We start from the raw sequence: 3,179 nt of genomic DNA on the forward strand, positions 1-3,179 counted from the left end.
TGTGGTCTGTGGTGTACGAATGCTGTCATTGATTCTTGTTCACGTATAGATCACCCACCGGAATCTACACTCTCCTCTTAGCCGTCAGCGTCAAACGAGTATAAAAGACAGCCCCCGGACACGCCGAGCGAAGCCCCCTCCGACCGCCCAACCAGACCCGCCACCGAACAGAAGGCCACGCAGGCGTGCGCATCCCTGGCACCTCAGCACGGCATCGGCCAGGGAGAACCGCCAGCCGGACCGCAACAGGGCAACTAACCCAGCACCGAAACCCCCGGACGGCCACCACGCCACTCTCAACCGTCCGGAAACACACGGCGCCCACCCCCTCGAAGCCACCACGCACGGACGGCGCCCACCTGCCCCACACGGACCCCATCTCGCCCAGCACCGCACCCAACACCGTGCCGCGTCCCACCCCGCCCTATTCCACCGCGCGCTCGGTCACCCCATCCCGCCACCGCGCGCTCCCCCACCGCCGTGCGCGTCATCGCCGCGCTGCCCTGGCGTCGGCGTGCCTGGCAGGGCACCGCGTCCCGTCACCCCCGTGCCGTGCGCCGTTCCACCACCGCCGTGCGCCTCTCGCCGTGCTGCCCTGGCGCCGCTGGCCTCTGGCAGGGCACCGCATCCCGGCGCCCCGTCCCGTCCCCCGCCGCGAGGACGACCGTCGCCCCGCAGGTCCGACGCCGTGTGCGTGACTGTGTTCGCGACCATCTCGCTGACCGCCATGACCAGGTCGTCCACCGAGGGAAGGTTGGCCAGGTCACGAACGAAGTTCCGCGCGACCCCGGCCGGCCGCCGCACCCTTGGCTACGTGGTCTCGCCGAGCACCACGTGGCCGCGCACTACACCGCGTGCCGTTGCCGTCCCGCCGCTCCCTCTCGCCACCGTGCCCGCACCGCGGCTCCTCGCCCGGGGCTGCGGCCGCGGCCCCGGGTCGCCGATGGCCGCGGGCCGGGCCCGCCAGCGCGCTGCTCCACCACCGCTGCGCCCCAATCCGTCACGGTCGTGCCCCGGTACGGCGCCATGTGTCGTTAGTGCGTCGCGGCCGTCCCGTCGACCGCGCGCCCTCCCATCCCGTCACGGCGTTCCCGTCCAGTCACGGGCCTCTCTCGTCTCGTCATCGGGCGGTGTCCGTAGCGCTGCGCCCGGTACGGCACTGCACGCTTCACTGCGCCGTGTCCCGTCACCGTCCGGCCCTCGGCACGGTGGGTGGCCTCGGCCGCTGCGTGGACGTAGCGTAGGCGGCGGCGTACGTGCCGCTATGACGAGACGGGGTCCAGGTGCGGGCAGCGAGGTTCATCAGTGTGGTCACCGTGCTGGCACTGGCCATGGTCACCGGTTGCAGTAACGGGGAGGGGAACGGCGACGGCGACAAGAACGGGACGACGGCGTCATCGAGCGTCCCCAAGGGACTCGAGTCGTTCTACGGCCAGAAACCGTCCTGGAAGAACTGCGACGACGGCTTCCAGTGCGCGACCGTCCAAGTCCCCTTGGACTACGCCAAACCGTCCGGCGAGAAGGTCGGCATCTCCGTGATCCGGCTCCCGGCCGAAGACAAGTCCGACCGCATCGGCTCACTGCTCACCAATCCGGGCGGGCCGGGCGGTTCCGGCGTCGACTTCGTCCGGCAGGCCGCCCGGACCTTCGGGGACGACCTGCGCCGCCGCTTCGACATCGTCGGCTTCGATCCGCGCGGCGTCGCCGACAGCGACCCGGTCCGCTGCAACACGGGCCCGCAACTCGACGAGTTCTTCGCCACCGACGCGTCCCCGGACGACCAGAAGGAAACTGACACGCTCGCCACCGAGAGCAAGGACTTCGCCCAGCGCTGCAAAACCAAGGCCGGGTCGGAGCTTCCCTACGTCGGCACTGTCAACGCCGCCCGCGACATGGACGTCATGCGGGCCGCGCTGGGCGACAAGAAGCTCACCTACTACGGCGCCTCCTACGGCACCTACCTGGGCGCCTTCTACGCGGAACAGTTCCCGAAGAACGTTCGTGCCCTCGTCCTGGACGGTGCCGTCGACCCGAACCTCTCCTCGACCGAGCTGCTCGTGGAGCAGGCGAAGGGCTTCGAAACCGCCCTCCGCGCCTTCGCCGACGACTGCGTCAAGTCTGGCAACTGTCCCTTCGGCAGCTCCGCTGACGCCGTCATCGCCAAGATCTCCTCGTTCCTCTCCGCGACCGACAAGAAGCCGCTCACCAACACGCGCGACTCCCGCAAGGTCACCGAATCCCTGGCCGTGATGGGCATAGCGAGGTCGCTCTACGTCAAGGAGTACTGGCCCGTCCTACGCCAGGCCCTCACCCAGGCGATGCAGAACCACGACGGCACCGTCCTCCTAGCCCTCGCGGACGAGATGGTCGAGCGCAAGCCCAACGGCACCTACAGCAACCAGACCGACGCCAACATGGCCGTCAACTGCGTCGACAAACCCAACCCGCCGGACCTCGCCGCCTACGAGAAGTACGCGAATGAAGCCAAGAAGGTCGCCCCGCGCTTCGGCCCGTTCGTCGTATGGGGCGGACTCCCATGCGTCTACTGGCCCGTCCAGACCAAGCAGGAGCCGAAGCCCATCACCGCCAAGGGCGCGGCCCCCATCGTGGTCATCGGAACCATCCGCGACCCGGCCACGCCGTACAAGTGGGCCCAGAACCTCGCCGACCAGCTCTCCAGCGGCGTCCTCCTCACCTTCAACGGCGACGGCCACACCGCCTACCTGCAGGGTAATCCCTGCATCACCAAGGCCACGGACAACTACCTCGTCACCACAGACCCACCCAAGGACGGGACCACCTGCGGCTGAAAACCCGTGCACACCCACCCCTGAACACCCGGTAGACTTCATCCCGCCGTGCTCGCACGGCGCGCCGCCTTAGCTCAGTCGGCAGAGCGATTCACTCGTAATGAATAGGTCAACGGTTCGATTCCGTTAGGCGGCTCCCAGCTCAAAGCCCTCTTGCGAACTTCGCAAGAGGGCTTTTGCTAACGGGCTTGCTACCAGCAGCGTCTACGCCGCTTCGTTCATGACCCGAGCGAACACGTCCGCCTCAGCCACCCCCCGCCGACCGGATCGCGTGCGCGCAGACCCAGCGTCCGGCGGGGCTGCCGTCCGCGCGGCGGGCCTCGACGACGCGCGCCTGCCGGCCGCAGACCGCCGCGTCCGCCGCGCGCA

The 3,179-nt window shown here is 68.9% G+C and carries 1 protein-coding gene and 1 tRNA gene; both read left to right on the forward strand.

The window, feature by feature from the left end; genetic code table 11:
- Positions 1 to 1,283 precede the first annotated feature (1,283 nt).
- The gene (locus HUX53_RS29500; protein WP_309237492.1) at positions 1,284 to 2,810 is read left to right on the forward strand and encodes an alpha/beta hydrolase; all 1,527 of its coding nucleotides are present in this window, start codon (positions 1,284 to 1,286) and stop codon (positions 2,808 to 2,810) included.
- Between the two features lie 63 nt (positions 2,811 to 2,873).
- A tRNA-Thr gene (locus HUX53_RS29505) sits at positions 2,874 to 2,946 on the forward strand.
- The last annotated feature ends 233 nt before the right edge of the window (positions 2,947 to 3,179 follow it).

Origin of the sequence: Actinomadura sp. BRA 177, from assembly GCF_013372625.1 — a bacterium.
In the GTDB taxonomy this organism is placed as follows: Bacteria; Actinomycetota; Actinomycetes; order Streptosporangiales; family Streptosporangiaceae; genus Spirillospora.